Raw genomic sequence first — 23,161 nt, forward strand, 5'->3', positions numbered from 1 at the left:
CAAGGATTTCATCCGGCTCAGTCCCGTCATGCGTTTTCAAGGCAGGCTCACCCAGTGGAACGACGCCAAGGGTTTTGGCTTCATCACGCCCAACGGCGGCGGAGGCCGCGTCTTCGTCCACGCCAGATCCTTCCGCGCGGGCGGGCGTCGGCCTGAAGAAGGCGATCTGCTGACCTACGAACTGGGCGTGGATGGCAAAGGCCGGCCTCGGGCCGACGAGATCGACTTCGTCGGCAAGGCCCGGCAAGGCAGCGCCCCACGGAGCGACAGCACGGCCGCACCGCTCGTGGCGGCCGTGTTCAGCGTCGTGCTGATCGGCGCAACGCTCAAGGGCTTCGCGCCCCGCGCGCTGCTATGGCTCTACGCCGGCGCCAGCGTGCTGGCCTTCCTGCTCTACTGGATGGACAAGCGCGCGGCGCTCACCGACGCCTGGCGCACACCGGAAAACACCCTGCACCTGTGCGCGCTGGTGGGCGGCTGGCCGGGCGCGGTAGTCGCCCAGCAGGTGTTGCGCCACAAGACACGCAAGGAATCCTTCCGCGCGGTGTTCTGGATGACGGTGCTGCTCAATTGCGCAGCCGTCGGCTGGCTGCTCGCGGCCCCCGGCGCAGCCACGCTCCGCGCCGGGTTCGGGTTCGGGCTCGGCTGAAGCGCCGTCAGGCCTTCGGACGGATGGCCGACTTGGGCCGGAAGGCCTTCACCACCGCGTCATGGGTCTCGATGTACGGCCCGCCGATGAGATCGACGCAATACGGCACCGACGCAAAGATGCCGTGCACCTTCGGGTTGCCGTCGGCGTCCTTCAGCCCTTCGAGGGTTTCGGCGATCGCCTTGGGCTGGCCCGGCAGGTTGATGATGAGGCTGCTGCCGCGGATCACCGCCACCTGCCGCGACAGGATCGCGGTAGGCACGAAAGCCAGGCTCACCTGACGCATCTGCTCGCCAAAGCCCGGCATCACCTTGTGGGCGACGGCCAGGGTGGCTTCCGGCGTCACATCGCGCAGGGCCGGGCCGGTGCCGCCGGTGGTGAGCACCAGATGGCATCCGGCCACGTCGCACAGCTCGATCAGCGTCGCCTCGATGGTCGGCTGGTCGTCGGCGATCAGGCGCGTCACCGGCTCCCACGGGGTGGTGAGGGCCTTGTTCAGCCAGTCCTGCAGGGCCGGGATGCCCTTGTCTTCGTAGATGCCGCCCGAGGCCCGGTCGCTGATGGACACCAGGCCGATCTTCACCACGTCGCTCATTCCTCGTCTCCGGCTTCGTCGTCGAATTCCTCGGTCGCAGCGCCGCCTTCTTCGAGCTCACGCAACACCCGGAAGAGTTCGCGATAGGCCCGCGGCGGTTTGTTCTGCTCCTTCTCCTTGATCGCATTGCGGCGCAGCACGCGCAGCTGCTGCAGATCGACGCCCGGATGGGCTTCGGCGATGCCGTGGAGGGTCTTCTCGTCTTCAAGCAGCTTGGTGCGCAGGTTTTCGAGGCGGTGCATCTTGGCGGTCTCGACCGCCGACACGCCCTTGAAGGCGTCGAGCGCGGCACGGATCGGCTCCGGGTCGACGCTGCGCATCAGCTTGCCGATGTACTGCAGCTGGCGGCGCTTGGCCTCGTGGGCGGTGAAGCGCTGGTAGTCCTTGACCGCGTCGCGCAGGTCTTCGTCGATGGGCACCTTGGCGAGGCGCTCCTTGCCGAGTTCGGCCAGTTCACGGCCGAGATCCTGCAGGGCGGCGCTGTCACGCTTGAGCTGCGACTTGCTGGGGCCGTCGAATTCTTCGTCTGGGTTGTATTTGTGCTTGGCCATCTGGGGGGTGAAAAAGGCGCGGGAAGGGTAAGATTATAGCCTTTAGCCCCAGCCCCACCCGCAAAGCCATGGCCGACAACCGTTTCAGCTTCAGTCAGGACAACCTCAAGACCATCGCCGAAGACATCCTCAAGTTCGCCAGGAAGCGCGGCGCGACCGCTTGCGAGGTGGATGTGTCGGAAGGGTTCGGCCAGTCCGTCACCGTCCGCCGCGACGAGGTGGACACCATCGAATACAACCGCGACAAGGGCGTCGGCGTCACCATCTACGACGGCCAGAAGCGCGGCTACGCCAGCACCTCTGATTTCTCGAAGGAAGCCCTCAAGGCCACCGTGGATGCGGCGGTCTCCATCGCCCGCTTCACCGCGCCCGACGCCGCCTCGGGCCTGCCCGACGAAGCGCTCCTGGCCAAGGACTTCCCCGATTTCGACCTGTACCACCCCTGGAAGATCTCCACCGAAGACGCCATCGAGCTCGCCAGCCGCTGCGAGCGCGCGGCCTTTGCGGTGAGCCCGGAGATTCGCAACTCCGACGGCGCCAGCGTGTCGATGCAGGAATCCCATTTCATCTCGGCCAACAGCCTGGGCTTCATGGGTGGCTACGCCAGCTCGCGCCACTTCCTGTCGTGCTCGGTGATCGCCGGCGAAGGCGACGACATGCAGCGAGACGACTGGTACACCACCAAACGCGATCCGGCCGATCTGGCCGACGCCGAGGAGATCGGCACCTTCGCCGCCCGCCGCGCCCTAGCCCGCCTGGGCGCCCGCCAGATCCCCACCTGCGAGGTGCCGGTGCTGTTCGAGGCCCCGCTGGCTGCCGGGCTGATCGGCGCCTTCGTGCATGCCGTGAGCGGCGGTGCCCTGTACCGCAAGTCGAGCTTCCTGCTCGACAGCCTGGGCAAGCAGGTCTTCCCCAGCCACATCCAGATTTCCGAGCGCCCGCACCTGGCCAAGGCCTTTGCCAGCAGCCCCTTCGACGACGACGGCGTGGCCACGAAGGACCGCGAGGTCATCATCGACGGCGTGCTGCAGGGCTACTTCCTCAGCACCTACTCGGCCCGCAAGCTCGGCCTGCAATCCACCGGCAACGCTGGCGGCAGCCACAACCTGCTGGTCAAGCCCGGCCAGTACGACCTCGACGGCCTCGTCAAGCAGATGGACCGCGGCCTGCTGGTCACCGAGCTGCTCGGCCACGGCGTGAATTACGTGACCGGGGATTACTCCCGCGGCGCCGCCGGCTTCTGGGTCGAGAACGGCAAGATCCAGTACCCCGTGCATGAGATCACCATCGCCGGCAACCTCAAGGACATGCTCATGGGCATCCGCGAGATCGGCTCCGACGTGCTCGTGCGCGGTTCCAAACACTGCGGCTCGATCCTCGTCGACCGCATGACCGTCGCCGGCGCCTGATGCCGGCACGCAACACTTTCGCCTGATCGCCAAACAAGAAAGAGGAGAACACCATGGAAAGACGTTCTTTCCTTAAACAGGCTGGTGCCGGCCTTGCTGCCGGCGCGGCCGCTGCGCCGGCCCTCGCCGCCGACCTGCCGGCCATCAAGTGGCGCCTCGCCTCGGGCTTCCCGAAGACGGTCGACGCCATCTTCGGCGCGGCCGAAACGGTCTCGAAGCACGTCGCCGCGGCCACTGGCGGCAAATTTCAGATTTCCCTCTTCGCCGCCGGCGAGATCGTCCCGACCCCCGGCGTGCTGGATGCGGTGAAGGACGGCACCGTCGAGATGGGCCATGCTGCGTCGTACTGGTACATCGGCAAGGACCCCACGCTGGCCTTCGACACCGCGATCCCCTTCGGCCTCAACAGCCGCCAGCAGAACGCCTGGCTGATGAACGGCGGCGGTCTCGAACTGCTGCGCGAGTTCTTCAAGGATTACAACATCTACAACATCCCCTGCGGCAACACCGGCACCCAGATGGGCGGCTGGTTCCGCAAGGAGATCAAGTCGATCGAGGACCTCAAGGGACTCAAGTTCCGCATCGGCGGCTTTGCCGGCCAGGTGCTCGCCAGGCTCGGCGTGGTGCCCCAGCAGATCCCGCCGGCCGACATCTACCCGTCCCTCGAAAAAGGCACCATCGACGCCGCCGAGTGGGTCGCCCCCTACGACGACCTCAAGCTGGGCTTTTCCAAGGTGGCCAAGTACTACTACTACCCGGGCTTCTGGGAAGGCGGCGCCCAGCTGTCGCTGTACGTCAACGCCAAGAAGTTCGCCGAACTGCCGAAGGAATACCAGGCCATCCTCGAGGACGCCTGCGCCTTCGCCAACGCCGAGATGCAGGCCCGCTACGACGCGCGCAATCCGCACGCGCTCAAGCAACTGCTCGCCTCCGGCACCCAGCTGCGCCCCTTCCCGAACGACGTGATGGCCGCTGCCTACAAGGTCACCTACGAGCTCTACGAGGAAACCGCGGCCAAGAACCCGAAGTTCAAGAAGATCTACGACCACTGGAAGAAATTCCGCGACGACCAGCTCCAGTGGTTCGCGGTGGCCGAAAATCGCTTCGACAACTTCATGCAGGCCACGCGCCACGGCACGATTCCGGGCAAGAAGTGACATCCTTTGCGGCACCATCCGGCGTGGGGTTTTTCCGGCGCCGGACATCATTCGTGAGACCGGTTTTTTGCGGCGGGGCAGCATAGGGTTTTCCGTACTGTCTCGCCCGATAGGGCTCATGAATAATCAGAGCACCCATGTAGCAATTCAAAAAAGGAGACAACGTGGAACGTCGTTCATTTCTGAAGAAGGCCAGCGTAGGTGTCGCGGCCGGTGCAGTAGCTGCTCCCGCCCTCTCGGCCGACCTGCCGACCATCAAGTGGCGTCTCGCCTCGAGCTTCCCGAAGAGTCTCGACACCATCTTCGGCGGCGCTGACGTCGTCGCCAAGCGGGTGGCCGCTGCCACTGGCGGCAAGTTCCAGATCCAGGTGTTCGCGGCCGGCGAAATCGTTCCGGGCCCGGGCGTGCTCGACGCCGTCAAGGATGGCACCGTCGAATGCGGCCACACCTGCTCCTACTATTTCATTGGCAAGGATCCCACGTTCGCCTTCGAAACCGCCGTGCCCTTCGGCCTCAACAGCCGCCAGCAGACGGCCTGGATGATGGACGGTGGCGGCCTCGAGCTGTTCCGTGAGTTCTTCAAGGAATACAACATCTACAACATCCCCTGTGGCAACACGGGCGCCCAGATGGGCGGCTGGTTCCGCAAGGAGATCAAGACGGTCCAGGATCTCAACGGCCTCAAGTTCCGCTGCGGCGGCTTCGCCGGTCAGGTGCTCGCCAAGCTCGGCGTGGTGCCCCAGCAGATCCCCGGTGGCGACATCTACCCGGCCCTCGAAAAAGGCACCATCGACGCCGCCGAATGGATCGGCCCGTACGATGACCAGAAGCTCGGCTTCAACAAGGTCGCCAAGTACTACTACTACCCGGGTTTCTGGGAAGGCGGCCCGCAGATCGCCATGTACGTAAACCAGAAGCAGTGGGCCTCCCTGCCGAAGGAATACCAGACCATCCTGGAAGACGCCTGCCTCTACGCCCACGCCGAAATGCAGGCCCGCTACGACTCCAAGAACCCCAACGCGCTGAAGCAGCTCGTCGGTTCCGGCACCCAGCTGCGCCCCTTCCCCAACGAGGTCATGGCCGCCGCCTACAAGGCTGCCAACGAGCTCTACGAGGAAACCGCCGCCAAGAACGCCAAGTTCAAGAAAATCTACGACTCCTGGAAGAAATTCCGCGACGACCAGCTTCAATGGTTCGCGGTGGCCGAGAACCGCTTCGACAACTTCATGCAGGCTGCCCGCAGCGCATCTGCCAAGGCTTCCAAGAAGTAAGTCTGCTGTTCCGGTGACATCGAAGGGCCGCGTTCATCGCGGCCCTTTTTCATTTGCGGCCGGCCCATCGGCAACGACACCCGCCGCCAACAGCACTCCCACGCCCTGCAACAGGTGCAAAATCGGCACGCACACCGACGATTGCTGCACCGCACCCGCCGCTTCCGGATAATGGCGCCCTGTTCCTCCGCATCGTTTCAAGAAAGGCACCTTCATGATCGCCGCCTTTGCCCTCCTCCTCGCCTTCCAGCTTGCCGGCGAGACCCTGCGGGTCGCCCTGCATCTGCCGGTGCCCGGCCCCGTGCTGGGAATGGCCCTGCTGATGGTTTATCTCATTGCCCGGCGCGGCCCCGATGAACACCTGCGCACCACCGCCGGCGGCCTGCTGCAGAACCTCTCGCTGCTCTTCGTGCCGGCAGGCACCGGCGTGATGCTCCACGCCAGCCGGCTGGCCGACGAGGCCTGGCCCATCGCCATTGCGTTGGTCGCCAGCACGATCCTGGGGCTCGCCGCCACCGGGCTCACGCTGCACTACCTGACCCGCAAGCGCGCGAACGGAGGTACCCGATGAACACCGAAAGCATGACCGAGATCTGGGTTTACCTCTCGGCCCAGCCGCTCCTGTGGCTGACCCTCACCCTGGCGGTGTACATGCTGGCGATCCTGCTCCACCGCAAGGCGGGCGGGCACCCGGCGGTCAATCCGGTGCTCATCTCGGTGGCCGTGCTGGTGAGCCTGCTGCTCGCCACCGGCACGCCCTACCAGCGCTATTTCGACGGCGCCCAGTTCGTGCACTTCCTGCTCGGCCCCACCACCGTCGCCCTCGCCGTGCCGCTCCACGGCCAGCTCAAGCGGCTGATGGAGATGAGCGGCCCGCTGCTGATCGCCCTGGTGGTCGGCTCGCTGGTGGCCGGCCTGTCGGCCTACGGCATCGGCGCGCTGCTGGGGGCGAGCACGCCGACGATGGTGTCGCTGGCGCCCAAGTCGGTCACCACCCCGATCGCCATGGGTGTTGCCGAGCGCCTGGGCGGGCTCGCCTCGCTCACCGCGGTGTTCGTGATCCTCACCGGCATCTTCGGCGCCATCTTCGCCGACGGCATACTTCGCCGGATGGGCGTGAAGGACGACCCCAGCATCGGCTTCGCGCTGGGCCTCGCCTGCCACGGCATCGGCACCGCCCGGGCCTTCCAGATCAGCGAGCAGACCGGCGCCTTCGCGGCCCTGGCGATGGGCCTCAACGGCCTGTTCACCGCCCTCACCCTGCCCTGGCTGCTGCCAATGGTGGCCGGGCTGTTCAAGCCCTGAAGCCATGCCGTAGGGTCTGCCCTGCTTGCCCGCCTTCCTGACGACCCCGATAATCGGGGTCGTCGCATTTTTGCTGCACCGCAACCATGGACCTGCTCATCGATGTGATCCTGCGTGCCGGCCGCTCCGCGGTCGAGCTGTCGTTCTTCGTGCTGCTGCCGGTCATGATCGTCATGCTGTCGCTGATGCGCATGCTCGAAGCCCGCGGCGTGCTCGACTGGACGGTGGCCCGCATCGCGCCGCTGCTGCGTCCCTTCGGCCTCACCGGGCTGGGGGTGTTCGCCGCCGTGCAGATCAACTTCGTCAGCTTTGCCGCGCCGGTCGCCACCCTGGCGATGATGGACCAGCGCGGCACCTCCAGCCGTCACCTGGCCGCCACGCTGGCGATGGTGATGGCCATGGCCCAGGCCAACGTGTCGATGCCGCTGGCGGCGATGGGGCTGCACTTCGGCATCGTGCTGGCCTGGTCGATGGTCGGCGGGCTCGTCGCCGCAGCAGCCACGTACTACGTCTTCGGCCGCCAGCTGTCCGCCACCGAGCACACCCTCGACGAAACCCTCCAGCACCCGGTGGCCGACAGCGCCAAGGGCATTCTTGACGTCATCAACCGGGCCGGTGCCGAAGCCTTCAAGATCGCCGTCGGCTCGATCCCGATGCTGGTACTGTCGCTCACCGTGGTGCTGGCCCTGCGCCGGCTGGGGGCGCTGGATGCGCTCACCCTGTGGCTGTCGCCGGCGCTCCTGGCGGTGGGCGCCGATCCGGCCCTGATCCTGCCCACCCTCACCAAGTTTCTCGCCGGTGGCACCGCGATGATGGGCGTGATGGACGAGATGCTGCGGGCCGGCACGGCCAGCGCGGCCACCCTCAACGGCGCCAGCGCCGGGCTGCTGATCCACCCGCTGGACATCCCCGGCGTGGCCGTGCTGATCTCCGCCGGCCGTCGCGTGGCGGACGTCTGGAAGCCCGCCGCCCTCGGCGCGGTGGTCGGCATCCTGGTACGCGCCGCCGGTCATCTGCTGATCGGCTGAAGCCACCGCCATGACCGCCCCCGGACCCCACCTCCAGCCCGACCCAAACCGCCAGTACCGCTACTACGAGTTCGTGATGGCTGCCTTCGTGGCGGTGTATCTGTGCTCCAACCTGATCGGCCCCGCCAAGGCGGCGCAGCTCACCCTCCCCGGCTGGGGCCCGGTCACCTTCGGCGCCGGCGTGCTGTTCTTCCCGGTCTCATACATCTTCGGCGACGTGCTCACCGAGGTGTATGGCTACGCCCGCGCCCGGCGGGTGATCTGGGCCGGCTTTGCGGCGATGATCTTCGCCTCGGTGATGGCCGCCGTCATCGTGGCGCTCCCGCCCGCCCCCGGCTGGACCAACCAGCCCGCCTACGAGATCGCCTTCGGCTCCACCTGGCGGATCGTCGGCGCGTCGCTGTGCGCGTTCTTCTGTGGCGAATTCGTCAATTCCTTCGTGCTCGCCCGCATGAAGGTGAAGAGCAACGGGCGTCACCTGTGGCAACGCACCATCGGCTCGACCATCGTCGGCGAAGGGGTGGATTCGGCGCTCTTCTACCCCATCGCCTTCTGGAATTCCGGCCTCATTCCCAACGAGCTGCTGCCGGGGATCATGCTCACCCAATTCGTCTCCAAGGTGGCTGTAGAAGTGTTGTTCACGCCGCTCACCTACAAGATCGTGGCCTTCCTCAAGCGCGCCGAGCATGAGGACCACTACGACGTGAACACCGATTTCACCCCGTTCTCGATCCGCGTTTAGGCCCGGTTTCGCAGCGCAGCATTTCACTAGGCGAAATCAACACGACTGCGCTACCATTCGCCATCCCTGACGACCCACGCAGAAAACGCTTTGTCCACGCCAGAAACCGCGAAGAATCCCATCCAGGTCATCGAGCGCATGATGAAGTTGCTCGACGTCCTCGCCGAGCACCCTGATCCGGTGCCGCTCAAGCAGCTCGCCCTCGAAACCGGCCTGCACTCGTCCACCGCTCACCGCATCCTCGGCGCGATGACCAGCAGCGGCTTTGTCGAACGCAGCGACGCCGGCGTGTATCGCCTCGGCATCCGCCTGCTCGAGCTGGGCAGCCTCGTAAAATCCCGCATCTCCCTGCGCGAAACCGCCATGTCGGCAATGCTCAAGCTCCACGCCGCCACCGGCGAGAGCGTCAACCTGGGCATCCGCGCCGGCGACGAGATCGTCTACATCGAGCGAACCTCCAGCGGCAAATCGGCAGTGCGTGTGGTGCACATCGTCGGCGCCCGGGCGCCGCTGCACACCACCGCCACCGGCAAGCTGTTCCTGGTGGAAGACGGCGCCCAGAAGGTCAAGGAGTACGCCAAGCGCACCGGCCTGCCGTCGTCCACGGCCACCTCGATCACCACCCTGCAGGGCCTCGAAAAGGAGCTCGACAAGGTGCGCCGTCACGGCGTGGCCTTCGACATGGACGAGGTGGAGACCGGCGTGCGCTGCATCGCCGCCGGCATCCGTGACGACAGCGGCGAGCTCATCGCCGGCCTGTCGCTGTCCACGCCGTCCGAGCGCTTCGATCCAGACCGCGCCCCGCTGATCCGCGAAACCGCCGACGAGATCAGTCGCGCGCTGGGCTACGTACCGCAGACCCGCTGATTCGTAATCAGTTGCTCAGGCAAAACAAAACGGGCGCAAACTGGCGCCCGTTTTGTTTGAGGCAACTTCCCGCTCAGGTCGACGGGCCACGGCCGTTGGCCGCCACCTTATGCTGCACGGCGGCGCTTTCGAGCCAGCGCTTGACCCGCTGGGCGTCCGCCACGCGGGTGAAACGGCCGAAGGAATCCAGCAGCACGATGATCATCGGCTTGTTGAGCAGCCAGGCCTGCATCACCAGGCACTTGCCGGATTCATTGATGAAGCCAGTCTTGGAAACACCGATCTGCCAGTCCGGGCTGCTCACCAGCGCGTTGGTGTTGTTGAACTGGCGCTGACGGCCATTGAGCGACACCACGTAGTTGGCGGTGGTGGAGAACTCGCGGATCAGGGGATAGCGCGACGCGGCGGACACCATCTTGACCAGATCGCGGGCGCTCGACACGTTGGCGGAGTTGAGGCCGGTGCTGTCGGAGAAACGGGTCTCACGCAGGCCCAGCGACGCGGCCTTGCGGTTCATGGCCGCCACGAAGGCCGGCAGGCCGCCCGGGTAGTGACGGGCCAGGGACGACGCGGCGCGGTTCTCGGACGACATCAGCGCCAGGCGCAGCATGTCTTCGCGGGTCAGATCGGTGCCAACGGGCACGTGGGAGCTGCTGCCCCGCAGGGTGTCCACGTCTTCCTGGCCGATGGTAAGGATCTCACCCAGATTGAGGCGCGCGTCCAGCACGACCATGGCGGTCATCAGCTTGGTGATCGAAGCGATCGGCAGCACGGCGTCGGAGTTCTTTTCGAGCAGCACGTTGCCGGTGGCCTGGTCGGCGATCATGAAGGCCGCCGAGTGGAGCAGCGGGTTGCCTTCCTGGTCGATCTCGGAGACAGCGGGGGCAAAGGCGGCACGCTGGGCCACCGGAGCAGCAGCGTGGAAGCGGGCATGGCCACGATCGCGCTGGGCGACGACCTTGCCACCGGACCGGGCCGGCGCAGCTGCAGCCAGCTTGCCGCCCTTGGCGGGTTTTCCAGCCTTGGCGACGGACTTGGCCGGCGCAGCGACCTTCTTGGCGGATGCGCGCTGCACTGCAGCAACAGCATCGACCGACACCACCGAACCAAGCGCAAAGACGCTCAGCAGGGCAACCAGAGAATGACGGATTTTCATCGTTTTCAAACCAAATCTAGACATCAGCGGAGGCACGCCTCCGCTGCAAAAAAATCGACGCGATGAAGCTCGCATGTACGCTTCGTCATCACCCGATGACGAAAAACTGCCGCGGGCTACGCCTCATTTTGGGCGACAAGCCGTTAACGGCAGACTTCTATTTAAAATAATGGCTTATTCTAAATTTTTGAAGTTTTTTGTGAATCTTTTTTTGTAACCAACGGCCGATCTGGATCAGCCCGAAGTGCCGATGGCCTTCAGTGCCCGGGCACCCTCAGGAAGCGGGCGAGCTCGGCATGCCGACTCATCGCATCCCGGTAACCCAGCTCCATCAGGGCGCGGGTATACCCGCGCTCGAACAAAAGGTAGGAGAGTAACACCGAGCCATTCTTTCGCGTTGCACCAATCCCGCTCAAAACCAGCCTCAGGGCCCGGGGCAGCGCGTTGCGATGGCGGGCGGCAAGATAATCCAGACGCTGCGATGGTGCAATCACAAAGGTTTCGATGGGCCGCAGGGCAATCCCGGCCGCCTCGCGCTGGGCTGGCGTCAGCGCACCGACGGTGCTGTTGATCCGCTCGAGCCGCTCCAGATCCATCGACAGGCCATCCAGAAAGATGCTCGACATGGCGTGCCCCGCTACCTGCGCCGGCGAGGGATACATGTCCGTCCGCTGACGGGCTTCTTCCGAACGCCGGCCGCCGGCGATCACCAGGATGCGGTCGGCGCCCAGGTGGATCACCGGGCTGATCGGCGCCGTCTGGCGCATCGACCCGTCGCCGAAGTACTCGCGGTTGATCCGCACCGCCGGAAACACGAAGGGGATCGCGCTGGAGGCGAGCAGGTGCTCGACCTTGATGTCGGTGCGCACGCCGACGCGCTGGGCCCGCCGCCAGGGCTGCAGATCCTCGCGGCCCTGGAAGAACGACAGGCTCTCGCCCGACGTGTAGCCGGAGGCCGTCACGGTCACCGCCTGCAGGTGGCCGTCGGCGATGGCGTGGCCGATGGCGCCGAAATCGAGCTGGGCTTCGAGGAGCTCGCGCAGGGGCTGGTTGTCGAGCAGGGAGCGCGGCGACTGGCGGAACAGCCACCCGAGGAACATCGCCGAGCCCCAGCGGGTCACGGATTCGGCGATCGCCAGGGTGTCGGCGCGATAGACGTGATGGACGTGGAAGTTGCGCCAGATGAAGGCGAGCTTCTTCACTGCCTCGTTGAAGTTGGCCGAGAACACCGCCAGCGCGACGGCATTCACCGCGCCAGCAGATGTGCCGCAGATGATCGGAAAAGGGTTCTCCGCGCGCTTGCCCCACACGTCGCGGATGGCGATCAGCGCGCCGACCTGATAGGCCGCCCGCGCGCCACCGCCGGTGAGCACCAGCGCAGCCCTGCCGTCCGTCATGCCGTCACCCTCCACCCGGTTGCTGTGAAGCTTAACGGCACGCGGCGGCCGGAACTGAGCCGGTTGTGCGGATCAGCGACCCGCTTCGACGACGGTGAGCGCCGTCATGTTGACGATCCGCCGCACGGTGGCGGTCGGGGTGAGGATGTGCACCGGCTTGGCCGAGCCGAGCAGGATGGGGCCGATGGTCATGCCCTCGCCCGCAGCCGTCTTGAGCAGGTTGAAGGCGATGTTGGCCGCGTCCAGGGTCGGGAAGATCAGCAGGTTGGCGTCTTCCTTCATCTTGGCGTTGGGGAAGATCTGCTGACGGATCGCCGAATCCAGCGCCGCATCACCGTGCATCTCGCCTTCGACTTCCAGATCGCCATGCTCGGCGTGGAGCATCACCAGCGCCTTGCGCATCTTCTCGGCGGTGGGCGAGTTGTCGGTGCCGAAGCTGGAGTGGGACAGCAGCGCAATGCGCGGCTGGATGCCGAAGCGGCGCACTTCATCGGCGGCGAGGCGGGTCATCTCGACCACCTGCTCGGGCGTCGGGTCGTAATTGACGTAGGTGTCGCACAGGAACACCGTGCGGCCCGGCAGCGCCAGCAGGTTCATGGTGTAGAAGTTGCGCACGCCCTTCTGGCGGCCCAGCACCGTCTCGATGAACTTGAGGTGCAGGCCGTGCATGCCATAGGTGCCGCAGATCATCCCGTCGGCGTAGCCGAACTTGAGGAGCAGCGAACCGAGCAGCGTGGGACGGCGGCGCACCTCGCGCTTGGCGTAATCCACCGACACGCCCTTGCGCTCCATCAGCGAGTGATAGTGGGTCCACAGCTGGTCGTAGCGCGGGTCGGTTTCGGGATTGACGAGCTCGAAATCCAGTTCGGGGCGCAGGCGCAGGCCGAAGCGGTCGATGTTCTCGATCACCACGTCCGGGCGGCCGATCAGGATCGGGCGGCACAGGCCTTCGTCCACCACCGTCTGCACCGCGCGCATCACGCGCTCGGATTCGCCTTCCGAGAAGATGATCCGCTTGGGCGAGCGTTTGGCGGCCTGGAACACCGGCTTCATCACCAGGCCCGACTGCCACACGAAGTTGTTGAGCTGCTGGCGATAGGCGTCGAAGTCGGTGATCGGGCGGGTCGCCACACCGGACTCCATCGCCGCGCGGGCAACCTCAGGCGCGATCTTGACGATCAGGCGCGGATCGAAGGGCTTCGGGATGATGTACTCGGGGCCAAAGCCCGAGACGTTCTCGCCGTAGGCGGCGGCCACGATGTCGGAGGCTTCGGCGCGGGCCAGCTCGGCGATCGCCTTGACCGCGGCGAGCTTCATCTGGTCGGTGATGGTGGTGGCGCCCACGTCGAGTGCGCCCCGGAAGATGAACGGGAAGCACAGCACGTTGTTCACCTGGTTCGGGTAGTCCGAACGGCCGGTGGCCATCAGCGCGTCGCTGCGCACCTTCTTCACTTCTTCCGGCAGGATTTCCGGCGTCGGGTTGGCGAGCGCCATGATCAGCGGGCGCTCGGCCATCTTGGCGACCATCTCGGGCTTCAGCACGCCACCGGCGGAGAGGCCCAGGAACACGTCCGCGCCTTCGATCACTTCGCCCAGGGTGCGGGCGTCGGTCACCTTGGCGTAGCGCGCCTTGATCGGGTCCATCAGCTTGGTGCGACCTTCAAAGACCACGCCTTCGATGTCGGTCACCCAGATGTTGGACACCGGCACGCCGAGCATCACCAGCAGATCCAGACAGGCCAGCGCTGCGGCGCCAGCGCCAGAAGTGACCAGTTTGACCTTGGAGAGATCCTTGCCCAGCAGGTGCAGGCCGTTGAGCAGCGCCGCGCCCACCACGATGGCGGTGCCGTGCTGGTCGTCGTGGAAGACCGGGATCTTCATCCGCTCGCGCAGCTTGCTCTCGATGTAGAAGCACTCCGGCGCCTTGATGTCTTCGAGGTTGATGCCGCCGAAGGTCGGCTCCAGCGCGGCGATCATGTCGATCAGCTTGTCGGCGTCGGGTTCGTCGATCTCCAGGTCGAACACGTCGATGCCGGCGAACTTCTTGAACAGCACGCCCTTGCCTTCCATCACCGGCTTGGCGGCCAGCGGGCCGATGTTGCCCAGGCCGAGCACCGCGGTGCCGTTGGTGACGACGCCGATCAGGTTGCTGCGGGAAGTCAGGTTGGCGGCCTCGGCCGGATCTTCGACGATGGCGTCGCAGGCTGCGGCGACGCCCGGGGAGTAGGCCAGCGACAAATCCTGCTGGTTGGTCAGGGCCTTGGTGGGGGCGATCGAAATCTTGCCCGGGCGCGGATAGCGGTGGTATTCCAGGGCGGCCTGACGAATGCGTTCATCCATGCTGTTGTCTCTCCAGGTGGTGTGTTTATGGGTTCGTACGCCCATGATGGGAGCACGGATTCATTGAGGCTATTCGTGACATCCACAGCATTTGAACGTGACGCGCGAATGACGTCGATCGATGAACCGTGGCATAATTATAGGCTAGCTTATCCGGGGTAATTCCTGATTGGGCCTACTGCGGCCCAAGACGATCAAGCCAATAATACGCGCCGAGCCCTGGTGGCCAAAAGACGCGATCGCCCAGCCGGCGGACTCCCGAGCCGGCACATGAAACAACGCAATCCGTAACGTCCTGGAGAATCGTCAGATGTCTCAAAGCATTGCCGAAGCCGCCATCGCCGCCGCGCCCGACTACGTCAAAAACCAGAAACTCAAGCAGTGGGTCGCCGAGATCGCCACCCTCACCCAGCCCGACCGCGTCGTCTGGTGTGATGGCTCAGAAGAAGAATACGACCGCCTCTGCGCCGAAATGGTCGAAGCCGGGATGCTGATCAAGCTGAACCCGGAAAAGCGCAAGAACTCCTACCTCGCATGTTCCGACCCTTCCGATGTGGCGCGTGTCGAAGACCGCACCTACATCTGCTCGGCCAACAAGGACGACGCCGGCCCGACCAACAACTGGGAAGACCCGGCCAAGATGCGCAAGACCCTGAACGAACTGTTCACGGGCTGCATGCACGGTCGCACCATGTACGTGATCCCGTTCTCCATGGGTCCGCTCGGCTCCCCGATCGCCCACATCGGCGTCGAGATCTCCGACAGCCCGTACGTGGTCACCAACATGCGCACCATGACCCGCATGGGCAAGGCCGTCTATGACGTGCTGGGTGCCGATGGCGAGTTCGTGCCGTGCATCCACACCGTCGGCGCCCCGCTGGGCCACGGCGAGAAGGATTCGTCCTGGCCGTGCAACCCGACCACCAAGTACATCGTTCACTACCCCGAAACCCGTGAGATCTGGTCCTACGGTTCCGGTTACGGCGGCAACGCGCTGCTGGGCAAGAAGTGCTTCGCCCTGCGCATCGCCTCCAACATGGCCCGTGACGAAGGCTGGCTGGCCGAACACATGCTGATCCTCGGCGTGGAAAGCCCCACCGGCGAGAAGACCTACGTCGCCGCCGCCTTCCCGTCTGCCTGCGGCAAGACCAACTTCGCGATGCTGATCCCGCCGAAGTCCTTCGATGGCTGGAAGATCTCCACCGTCGGCGACGACATCGCCTGGATCAAGCCGCGCAAGGAAGCCGACGGCACCACCCGTTTCTACGCGATCAACCCGGAAGCGGGCTTCTTCGGCGTTGCCCCCGGCACCTCCGAAAAGACCAACTACAACGCCCTGGCCACCCTCAAGGAAAACATCATCTTCACCAACGTCGCGCTGACCGACGATGGCGACGTGTGGTGGGAAGGCCTGACCAAGGAAGCCCCGGCTCACCTGATCGACTGGCAAGGCAAGGACTGGACCCCGGAGCTGGCCAAGGAAACCGGCCGCAAGGCTGCGCACCCGAACTCCCGCTTCACCGCGCCGGCCAGCCAGTGCCCGTCCATCGACCCGGCCTGGGAAGATCCCGCCGGCGTACCGATCTCCGCCTTCATCTTCGGCGGCCGTCGTGCCACCACCGTGCCGCTGGTGTACCAGGCCTTCAACTGGAACTACGGCGTCTACATGGCGGCCACCCTCGGCTCCGAAACCACCGCTGCCGCCTTTGGCGCCCAGGGCGTGGTCCGTCGCGACCCGTTCGCCATGCTGCCGTTCTGCGGCTACCACATGGGTGACTACTTCAACCACTGGCTGAAGATGGGTCACACCGTGGATCAGGCCCCGGGCATCTTCTGCGTCAACTGGTTCCGCATGAACGAGAAGGGTGAGTTCATGTGGCCGGGCTTCGGCGAGAACATGCGCGTCCTGAAGTGGATCGTCGACCGCGTCCGCGGCCGCGTTGCCGCCCAGGAAAACGCCCTCGGCTGGATGCCCCAGTACGAAGACATCGACTGGACCGGCTCCGACGTCACCAAGGAAGAGTTCAACGCCCTCGTCAAGATCGACGCGGAAGCGTGGAAGTCCGAACTGGCCGGCCACAAGGAATGGTTCGACAAGCTGTCGGATCGCCTGCCCAAGCAGTTCATGCTCAAGCGCGAACTGTTCGAGCTGGCCATGTCGGTCTAAAGCCGCCGGCAGCCGCGAGGCTGCCACTGCTGCACACAAAAGCGCCGGGCAACCGGCGCTTTTTGTTTGTGCGGGCCCGGTGGCGCTCGCCGCCGTCTCCCGCTGCCCCCTGTCTGGCAAGCGACAAAGCTCAGCGCACCCCCTGCCATTCCTGCCCCGACTTTTCCTCATTACGCCGTAAGAAATACACTTTTTCTCGCTGAAAGGGCGTTTCAGGCGGAGAAACGTCAATTCAGGCCGTGAATCGACGTTTCCCTCGCAAGAAAGTCGGTTTCACGCGCCGAAACGATCCCTACGCCCCGCGCAACGCAGTTTCAGGCGATGAATCGACGATGCGCGCGATGAAACGCCGTTTCGGCAACGCGCATTGACGATTCGCGCGCTGCAGGCATCTTTCTCCATCCGCCAAGATGGCTTTTCATGGACAAGAATGAATCAGGGCCAGGGAATGTCGGACTGAAGTCCGACCTACAGATCGGTGAGGCTTCAACCCACACACCCGCGAAACCCCTGCAGGGCGGCCTTCGGTCCGACAAACCACACCCAAAAGCACCTGCCACACGGCCAGCACCAGGCCGCCAGCGCCGGCAATAAACGGAATGAACGGAAGGAGGATCCAGCCCCGACCACAGGATGGGCCGGGGTGGCGCGAGGCCGGATCGAAGTCAGGCCTCGCCCTTGCGCGGGCTCAGTCACCCGCCACGATGCGCTGGCGCTGGCTGCCGAGGCCGGAGATACCCAGCTCCACCACATCGCCCACCTTGAGGAACTGGGGCGGCTTGAAACCCATGCCGACACCCGGCGGCGTGCCGGTGATGATGAGATCGCCGGGTTCGAGGGTCATGATGCGGCTCAGATACGCCACCACCTGGGCGCAGGAGAAGATCATCAGGCTCGTGGTGCCGGTCTGCTTGCGCTGGCCGTTCACGTCCAGCCACAGGTCGAGCTTCTGGGGGTCGGGCACTTCATCCTTGGTCACCAGCCACGGCCCCACCGGGCCGAAGGTGTCGAAGCCCTTGCCCTTGCCCCACTGGCCGCCGCTGCGCTGGAGCTGCCAGTCGCGGGCCGACACATCGTTGGCCAGCACGTAGCCGGCCACATGGTCGAGCGCCTCGGCCTCGGAAACCTTGCGGGCGCGGCTGCCGATCACGATGCCCAGTTCCACCTCCCAGTCCATCTGAGTGGATTCGGGCGGATGGATGATGTCATCGTTGGCGCCGCACAGGCAGCTGGTCCACTTGGGAAAGATCACCGGCTCGACGGGCACCGGCATGTTCGACTCGACCGCATGGTCGTGGTAGTTGAGGCCGATGGCCACATACTTGGGCGTGCCGTTCCAGGGCACACCGAGGCGAGGGTTGCCCGGCACCACAGGCAGCCGAGCCGGATCGACCGCCGCCAGCGCGGCCAGGGCTTCCGGCGCAAGGCGCCTCGGGGTGATGTCGTCGATGAGGCCGGAAAGGTCGCGGAGGGTGCCTTCCGCATCCAGCAGGCCGGGTTTCTCCTGGCCCACCGGGCCGTAGCGCAGCAGTTTCATGGCGTGTCTCCTTCATCGGGCCGCCCCGCGGCCTTGTTATTGTGGGGGAAGGCGGGCGGCCCTCCCCCGTGCCGGCCTCAGCCCTGAACCGGGCGAACCTTGCCGGCGGCCAGCTTGGCGCGGCTGCGGGCTTCGTCGGTGTCGGCACCATTGGCCACCACCACGCCCATGCGGCGCTTCACGAAAGCCTCGGGCTTGCCGAACAGGCGGATGTCGGTACGCGGCACGGCCAGCGCCTCGGCCACGCCCTCGAAGGCGATGCCCGCCGCCTCCATACCACCATAGATCACCGCCGACGCACCGGGTTCGGCGAGGCTCACATCCACCGGCAGGCCAAGGATGGCGCGGGCGTGGAGCTCGAACTCGGAGAAGCGCTGGGAGCACAGGGTGACGAGGCCGGTGTCGTGGGGCCGCGGGCTCACTTCCGAGAACCACACCATGTCGCCCTTCACGAAGAGCTCGACGCCGAACAGCCCGCGCCCGCCGAGGTTGCCGGTGACGGCGCCGGCGATCTCCCGGGCACGCTCCAGGGCCTTCGGGCTCATCGCCTGGGGCTGCCAGGATTCCACGTAGTCGCCCGACACCTGCACATGGCCGATGGGGTCGCAGAAGTAGGTCTGCACCGCGCCGCCCGTGTCGTTGGCGCGCACGGTGAGCAGGGTGATCTCGTAGTCGAAATCGATGAAGCCTTCGACGATCACCCGGCCCTGATTGACGCGTCCGCCGGCGGCGGCGTAGTCCCACGCCTTCTGCACGTCGTCCGGCCCCTTGAGCAGCGACTGACCCTTGCCGGACGAGGACATCACCGGCTTCACGATGCACGGGTAGCCAATGGCCGGCTTGCCGTCGCTGCCGTCGATGGCGGCCTGCAGCTCGGCCAGCGAGTCGGCAAAACGGTAGGGCGAGGTGGCAAGGCCCAGCTCCTCGGCGGCAAGGCGGCGGATGCCCTCGCGGTTCATCGTAAGGCGCGCGGCGCGGGCGGTGGGGATCACCGTGGCAAGGCCTTCGGCCTCGATTCTCTCGAGCATGTCGGTGGCGATGGCCTCGATCTCCGGCACGATCAGGTGGGGCTTCTCCTGCTCCACCAGCGCCCTCAGCGCGGCGCCGTCGGTCATCGGGATCACGTGGGCGCGGTGGGCCACCTGATGGCCGGGGGCATTGGGGTAACGATCGACCGCGATGGTCTCGACGCCCAGGCGCTGCAGCGCGATCAAGACTTCCTTGCCCAGCTCGCCGGAGCCGAGAAGCATCACGCGCAGGGCGGACGGGGAAAGAGGGGTGCCGAATCTCATGGGGCGCTCCGGGTAAATGAGTGTGGGGAGAGAGGGCGCCGATCATAGCACCGGGGCCCGGACCGGCAAGGCCGCACCAACCCGATCGACGCCCCCGTATCCAACAAACCCACTTCGGGTAACTCAAAACAACCAAAACGACTAACAATTCATCATGACTACCGGGATAATTTAGGACATTCACCACTCCGGAAGAGAAAATCATGGCCGACATCCTGGGCTCCACCAGCTCCACCGCCACGCTCGCCATCAACGGCCTCGGCGGTATCAGTTCCATCGAAACCGCGGGAGATCAGGACTGGTGGAAAGTCAGCCTGACGGCGGGGACGGCCTACACCTTCCGGCTTGACACGCTCACCTTCGGCGGCGTGGGCGACCCGCTGCTGCGCCTGCTCGACGCCACCGGCCGCCAGCTCGCCTGGAACGACGACGCCGGCGGAACCCTCAATTCGGCGCTGAGCTTCACCGCCACCCAGTCCGGCAGCTACTTCCTTTCGGCCCAGGGCTACGGCTCCGCCACCGGCAACTACGTGATCTCGGCCACCACGGCGGCAACCGTGCCCGTGCTCAGCATCGCCGCCACTTCCGCCAGCCAGGCCGAAGGCAACAGCGGCAGCACGGCCTTCACCTTCACCGTCACCCGCAGCGGCAGCACCGTCGGCAGCAGCACGGTCAACTGGGCGGTGGCCGGCGGCTCCGCCAGCTCCGCCGACTTCACCGGTGGCGTGCTCCCGGGCGGCACCCTCACTTTTGCCGCGGGCGAAACCTCCAGGCTCATCACCATCAACGTGGCCGGCGACACCCAGATCGAGGCCGACGAAGATTTCAAGGTAGTCCTCTCGGCGCCCACCGGGGCCACGCTCGGCACCTCCGCCGCGCTGGGCACCATCCTCAACGACGACGTCCTCCCCACTCTCGCCATCGCCGCCACCAGCGCCAGCAAGGCCGAGGGCAGCAGCGGTACGACGCCCTTCACCTTCACCGTCACCCGCAGCGGCAACACGAGCAGCGTCTCCACCGTGGCCTGGAGCGTCATCGAAGGCACCGCCGGCCTCAACGCCGCCGACTTCTCCGGCCCCACCTCCGGCGTCCTCAGCTTTGCCGCCGGCGAGACCAGCAAGGTCATCAGCCTGAATGTCGCAGGGGATTCCGTCGTCGAAGCCAACGAAGCGTTCTACGTGAACCTCACCACGCCCACCGGCGCCACCCTCGGCACCGCCTCGGCGACGGGCACCATCCTCAACGACGACATGCTGCCCACCCTCGGCATCGCCGCCACCAGCGCCAGCAAGGCCGAGGGCAACAGCGGCACGACGCCCTTCACCTTCACCGTCACCCGCAGTGGCAACACCGGCATCGCCTCCAGCGTGAACTGGGCCGTCGCCAACGGCACGGCCACCGCTGCCGACTTCACTGGCGGCGTGCTCCCCACCGGCTCGGTGAGCTTCGCCGTCGGTGAAACCAGCAAGACCATCACCGTCAACGTGGCCGGCGACGCCCTCGTCGAAGCCAACGAGACCTTCAACGTCGTCCTGTCCGGCGCTGCTGGCGCCACCCTAGGCACCGCCAGCGCCACTGGCACCATCCTCAACGACGACACCCTCCCCACCCTCGCCATCGCCGCCACCAGCGCCAGCAAGGCCGAGGGCAACAGCGGCACGACGCCCTTCACCTTCACCGTCACCCGCAGTGGCAACACCGGCGGCGCCTCCACCGTGGCCTGGAGCGTCGTCGAAGGCACCGCCACCCTTAACGCCGCCGACTTCTCCGGCCCCACCTCCGGCGTCCTCAGCTTTGCCGCTGGCGAGACCAGAAAGGTCATCAGCCTGAATGTCGCAGGAGATTCCGTCGTCGAAGCCAACGAAGCGTTCTACGTGAACCTCACCACGCCCACCGGCGCCACCCTCGGCACCGCCAGCGCCGTCGGCACCATCCTCAACGACGACGTCCTCCCCACTCTAGCCATCGCCGCCACCAGCGCCAGCAAGGCCGAGGGCAACAGCGGCTCGACGCCCTTCACCTTTACCGTGACGCGCGCCGGCACGACGACGGCGGCCTCCACCGTCAACTGGGCCGTCTCCGGCGGCACGGCCACCGCTGCCGACTTCACCGGCGGGGTGCTGCCCGGTGGCTCGATCAGCTTTGCCGTCGGTGAAACCAGCAAGACCATCACCGTCAACGTGGCCGGCGACACTGCTGTCGAAGCCAATGAAACCTTCAACGTCGTGCTGAGCGGCGCAGCCGGCGCGACCCTGACGACCGCCAGCGCGGCAGCCACCATCCTCAACGACGACGCAGCCGCCAACCGCCCCGGCATCGACAACAGCATCGCCGCCGTCACCTATATTTCGGTCCCCAGTTCGGTGGACGACAGCATCGAGAACCTCGTCAGCAACCAGAAGTGGGGGGGTGCAATCGGGACCGGTGCATCACTCACCTACAGCTTCTCCACGGCCACCTCGGTCTTCAATTACGAGAACATCTTCAACGGCAAGGTGGCCCACGCGCCCGTCTCGGCGCTGACCAGCGCCCAGCGGGCCGCGGCCCAGCAGGCGATGGGGTCTGTCTCGGCGATCTGCAATATCACCTTCAGCGAAGTGGCCGACACGGCCACAAGCGCGGGCGACATCCGCTGGTCGGTCACCGGATCGCCCAACGAGGGAACGGCCGACGCCTGGTATCCGAGCCGCTCGGCGCTGGGTGGTGACATCTGGTTCAAGGCCAACGGCTACACCAACCCGGCTCAGGGCAACTACGACTACGCCACCTTCATCCACGAGCTCGGCCACGCCATGGGTCTGGATCACCCCCACAGCGGCACGCCGGCCCCCGAGTCCGGCGAGGACCAGCTCAAGTACAGCGTGATGAGCTACCGCAGCTACGACGGCGCCCCGCTCACCGGGTACACCACCAGCTTCTACCCTGTCGATTACATGCTCAACGACATCGCCGCCCTGCAGTACCTCTATGGCGCCAACACGAGCTACAACACCGGCAACGACGTCTACACCTGGACCACCGGCGGCCGCATCTACGACTGCATCTGGGATGCGGGCGGCAACGACACCATCGACGCCAGCAACCAGACCCAGGGTGTCAGCCTCAACCTCAACGCGGGCAGCTGGTCGTCCATCGGCAATACGTTCCACAACGGCAGCACCTACGTGCGCGACAGCCTGGGCATTGCCTACGGCGCAACCATCGAGAACGCCAAGGGCACCGCCCTGGCCGACACCATCGTCGGCAACGATGTCGCCAACCGGATCGTCGGCGGTGGTGGCAGTGACACCCTGACCGGCGGAAACGGGGCCGACCAGTTCATGTTCTCCGTCGCCGCAGATGGCGGTGACACCATCACCGACTTCTCGTCCGCCGCCGGCGACAGGATTCAGGTGATCGCGGCCAACTTCGGCCTAACTGCCGGCGGAACGGCGCTGCTGCGTTCTGCCACCAGCCTGCCTGCCGCCATCGGGCCGGCAGGCCAGTTCCTCTACAACACCACCAACGGCCAGTTGTGGTTCGACCGGGACGGCGTGGGCGCCGGCGCCGCCGTCCAGCTCGCAACCCTCAGCAACCGTGCAGCCCTGAGCGCCAGCGACATCCAGCTTGTGAGCGCCTGAGCCCCCTGATCGGCCACGACAACCGGGCAGCCACGCCCGGTTGTCGCTGGCCTGCCCCACCGTCGCGCCCTCGCCGGA

19 protein-coding genes are annotated in these 23,161 nt (G+C 65.8%); 11 read left to right on the plus strand and 8 right to left on the minus strand.

Annotated features, from left to right (window positions below; genetic code table 11):
- The first annotated feature begins 28 nt into the window (after positions 1-28).
- Positions 29-649: a cold shock and DUF1294 domain-containing protein gene (locus GH681_RS02285; RefSeq protein WP_153159829.1), complete on the plus strand. Its 621-nt coding sequence runs from the start codon at positions 29-31 to the stop codon at positions 647-649.
- 7 nt (positions 650-656) lie between these two features.
- Here GH681_RS02285 and mog read toward each other — a convergent pair whose 3' ends face one another.
- Positions 657-1,244, minus strand: a complete 588-nt coding sequence (gene mog / locus GH681_RS02290; protein WP_153159830.1) for a molybdopterin adenylyltransferase — start codon at positions 1,242-1,244, stop codon at positions 657-659.
- Positions 1,241-1,795 (minus strand): ribosome biogenesis factor YjgA, encoded by a 555-nt coding sequence (yjgA, locus tag GH681_RS02295; RefSeq protein WP_153159831.1) that lies wholly within the window; start codon positions 1,793-1,795, stop codon positions 1,241-1,243. Before yjgA ends, mog begins: the two co-directional genes overlap by 4 nt.
- Positions 1,796-1,863: 68 nt before the next feature.
- Between yjgA and pmbA the strand changes: the two genes are divergently transcribed.
- The 3 genes from pmbA (at position 1,864) to GH681_RS02310 (ending at position 5,632) form a co-directional block, all read left to right on the plus strand.
- Positions 1,864-3,204 carry a metalloprotease PmbA gene (pmbA, locus tag GH681_RS02300; protein ID WP_153159832.1) on the plus strand — a complete coding sequence of 447 codons (1,341 nt, stop codon included), beginning with the start codon at positions 1,864-1,866 and terminating at the stop codon, positions 3,202-3,204.
- Positions 3,205-3,257: 53 nt separating this feature from the next.
- Entirely contained in the window at positions 3,258-4,361 is a 1,104-nt protein-coding gene (locus GH681_RS02305) for a TRAP transporter substrate-binding protein (RefSeq protein WP_153159833.1), read from the plus strand.
- 164 nt (positions 4,362-4,525) lie between these two features.
- Entirely contained in the window at positions 4,526-5,632 is a 1,107-nt protein-coding gene (locus GH681_RS02310) for a TRAP transporter substrate-binding protein (protein WP_153159834.1), read from the plus strand.
- Between the two features lie 33 nt (positions 5,633-5,665).
- Here the strand turns inward: GH681_RS02310 and GH681_RS02315 are convergent, their stop codons facing one another.
- Entirely contained in the window at positions 5,666-5,848 is a 183-nt protein-coding gene (locus GH681_RS02315) for a hypothetical protein (RefSeq protein WP_153159835.1), read from the minus strand.
- Between GH681_RS02315 and GH681_RS02320 the strand changes: the two genes are divergently transcribed.
- The 5 genes from GH681_RS02320 to GH681_RS02340 all read left to right on the plus strand — a co-directional run bounded on the left by GH681_RS02320 (position 5,847) and on the right by GH681_RS02340 (position 9,574).
- Entirely contained in the window at positions 5,847-6,203 is a 357-nt protein-coding gene (locus GH681_RS02320; RefSeq protein WP_153159836.1) for a CidA/LrgA family protein, read from the plus strand. The genes GH681_RS02315 and GH681_RS02320 overlap by 2 nt on opposite strands.
- A complete protein-coding gene (locus GH681_RS02325; protein WP_153159837.1) occupies positions 6,200-6,937 on the plus strand; it encodes an LrgB family protein in 738 nt (245 codons plus the stop codon). The genes GH681_RS02320 and GH681_RS02325 overlap by 4 nt, the downstream gene beginning before the upstream one ends.
- Positions 6,938-7,023: 86 nt before the next feature.
- Positions 7,024-7,965 carry a nucleoside recognition family protein gene (locus GH681_RS02330; protein WP_153159838.1) on the plus strand — a complete coding sequence of 314 codons (942 nt, stop codon included), beginning with the start codon at positions 7,024-7,026 and terminating at the stop codon, positions 7,963-7,965.
- A 10-nt stretch (positions 7,966-7,975) separates the two neighbouring features.
- Positions 7,976-8,707: a queuosine precursor transporter gene (locus GH681_RS02335; RefSeq protein WP_153159839.1), complete on the plus strand. Its 732-nt coding sequence runs from the start codon at positions 7,976-7,978 to the stop codon at positions 8,705-8,707.
- A 138-nt stretch (positions 8,708-8,845) separates the two neighbouring features.
- Positions 8,846-9,574: an IclR family transcriptional regulator gene (locus tag GH681_RS02340; RefSeq protein ID WP_153159889.1), complete on the plus strand. Its 729-nt coding sequence runs from the start codon at positions 8,846-8,848 to the stop codon at positions 9,572-9,574.
- A 73-nt stretch (positions 9,575-9,647) separates the two neighbouring features.
- Here GH681_RS02340 and pbpG read toward each other — a convergent pair whose 3' ends face one another.
- From pbpG to GH681_RS02355, 3 genes are all read right to left on the minus strand, one after another.
- The gene (gene pbpG, locus GH681_RS02345) at positions 9,648-10,730 is read right to left on the minus strand and encodes a D-alanyl-D-alanine endopeptidase (RefSeq protein WP_153159840.1); all 1,083 of its coding nucleotides are present in this window, start codon (positions 10,728-10,730) and stop codon (positions 9,648-9,650) included.
- A gap of 257 nt (positions 10,731-10,987) precedes the next feature.
- The gene (locus GH681_RS02350) at positions 10,988-12,127 is read right to left on the minus strand and encodes a patatin-like phospholipase family protein (protein ID WP_153159841.1); all 1,140 of its coding nucleotides are present in this window, start codon (positions 12,125-12,127) and stop codon (positions 10,988-10,990) included.
- A 72-nt stretch (positions 12,128-12,199) separates the two neighbouring features.
- Positions 12,200-14,467 (minus strand): NADP-dependent malic enzyme, encoded by a 2,268-nt coding sequence (locus tag GH681_RS02355; protein ID WP_153159842.1) that lies wholly within the window; start codon positions 14,465-14,467, stop codon positions 12,200-12,202.
- Positions 14,468-14,777: 310 nt separating this feature from the next.
- Between GH681_RS02355 and GH681_RS02360 the strand changes: the two genes are divergently transcribed.
- On the plus strand, positions 14,778-16,634 hold the full coding sequence (locus tag GH681_RS02360; RefSeq protein ID WP_153159843.1) for a phosphoenolpyruvate carboxykinase (GTP): 1,857 nt from the start codon (positions 14,778-14,780) through the stop codon (positions 16,632-16,634).
- 688 nt (positions 16,635-17,322) lie between these two features.
- Here GH681_RS02360 and GH681_RS02365 read toward each other — a convergent pair.
- Entirely contained in the window at positions 17,323-18,171 is an 849-nt protein-coding gene (locus GH681_RS02365; protein WP_153159844.1) for a fumarylacetoacetate hydrolase family protein, read from the minus strand.
- A 77-nt stretch (positions 18,172-18,248) separates the two neighbouring features.
- Positions 18,249-19,463, minus strand: a complete 1,215-nt coding sequence (gene purT / locus GH681_RS02370) for a formate-dependent phosphoribosylglycinamide formyltransferase (protein WP_153159845.1) — start codon at positions 19,461-19,463, stop codon at positions 18,249-18,251.
- A gap of 203 nt (positions 19,464-19,666) precedes the next feature.
- Between purT and GH681_RS02375 the strand changes: the two genes are divergently transcribed.
- On the plus strand, positions 19,667-23,083 hold the full coding sequence (locus GH681_RS02375; RefSeq protein WP_153159846.1) for a Calx-beta domain-containing protein: 3,417 nt from the start codon (positions 19,667-19,669) through the stop codon (positions 23,081-23,083).
- Positions 23,084-23,161: the final 78 nt, after the last annotated feature.

The organism is Zoogloea sp. 1C4 (assembly GCF_009469605.1).
In the GTDB taxonomy this organism is placed as follows: Bacteria; Pseudomonadota; Gammaproteobacteria; order Burkholderiales; family Rhodocyclaceae; genus Zoogloea; species Zoogloea oryzae.